1 protein-coding gene is annotated in these 1,373 nt (G+C 33.0%); it reads right to left on the bottom strand.

Annotation, left to right across the window (positions count from 1 at the left end; translation table 11 throughout):
- Window positions 1–48: 48 nt before the first annotated feature.
- On the bottom strand, window positions 49–1,263 hold the full coding sequence (locus tag JOD29_RS20300) for an ISL3 family transposase (RefSeq protein WP_124767071.1): 1,215 nt from the start codon (window positions 1,261–1,263) through the stop codon (window positions 49–51).
- Between the last annotated feature and the right edge of the window lie 110 nt (window positions 1,264–1,373).

The following is a 1,373-nucleotide window of genomic DNA, read 5'->3' as shown; positions in this document are numbered from 1 at the left end:
GGTTCTATGTCAAATGTTGGGGTGAAGTGATATTACACGGCACCCCGATTATCCTAAATGAATCCCAATTTTCTTAGATAAATTATTTAATAAAATTTTCGCTTTAAAGTGTTCATAGCTTCTAAAACCATAAGCATTACGCTTCAAAACTTTTGATTTATTATTAATTCCTTCTAAAAAACCATTTGAATATCCAAAACTTAAACTATTTAAAATTTCAACTTGCCAATTTTTTAGCGTTTGAATGGCCTTTAAAAATGCCGGAATATTTGCTTCTTCTACCTTTCGGTAAAAGGCTTCTAATCTTTTTTTTATTTCTATCAAATCATTTGAAGTTTTTGCCCAATCAAACCATTCGCAGTAAGCTTCTTTTAATTCATAGGCTTGCTTTAGTTCCTTCGACATTCCTATGTAACGATTTAAGTACCAACGATTCGTTTCTGTTAACTTATCAAATCGTTTATATAGTACATGACGCATTTTCTTACATTTCTTTCGATCATATGCATGCCATTCTTTTTGAACATTTCGGCGTACTTCATCTAGTGCCCAATAAATATAACGACAATAATGGAACCGATCCGCAATAATAATCGGGCGATTTAACGTCTTCCTAACTGCTGCTTTAAAGCTTGGATTCATGTCCATAACCACAATTTCTACATCTGCACCGTATTTCATCAAGTAATCCTTAATGGTTTCTTTTCTACGATTTGGTAAAATATCAATTGGTTCATGTGTTTCCGCATTGGCAATAATTAATTGATAAGTTCCCGCATCGGTATCTGCTTTATATTCATCAATCGCGATACATTTTGGTAAATGAACCCCTTCATTTAATTGTTCCTTTACTACTTCTTTAAATCGACGAATCACTGTTGAGCTTGATGTACCAAGTACTTCAGCTGCTTCTTTAAATGTTTTTGCCTTTATTGAACGGATTCGTACAACTTGATTCCATTCTTTCGAGAAACGTTGATATTTATCTACGAAAGGGGACTTTTCTGAAAAACGTTTTCCACATTGACATACATAACGTCGTCGTTTATAAAAAAGAACCGTTAATCGCTCAAACCATTTTAAATGTTTAATTTTTTGAATCCGATAATCATGGACTTTTGATGTTATATTCTTGCATGCTGGACATTGATGTTCTTTTTTTGGTATGGAAACGTGTAGAACAATACGTTCCCCCATCTCCTCCACCTTATGAACAGTTACACCTTTTAATCCTGGAATATTCATGTTAAAATTCATTTGCACGTATCACCTTTCATTGCTTGTTTTTCGACAATTCAAGTATATAGAAATCGGTGATTACGTGCTTTTTTATTTATGAAATTTTTTCAAACCCCAACAAATATTATAGAGCC

It is taken from the genome of Lysinibacillus composti (assembly GCF_016908465.1).
Taxonomy (GTDB): Bacteria; Bacillota; Bacilli; order Bacillales_A; family Planococcaceae; genus Ureibacillus; species Ureibacillus composti_A.
The sequence above is the reverse complement of the archived record's forward strand: the minus strand, read 5'-3'. Positions and strand labels throughout refer to the sequence as shown.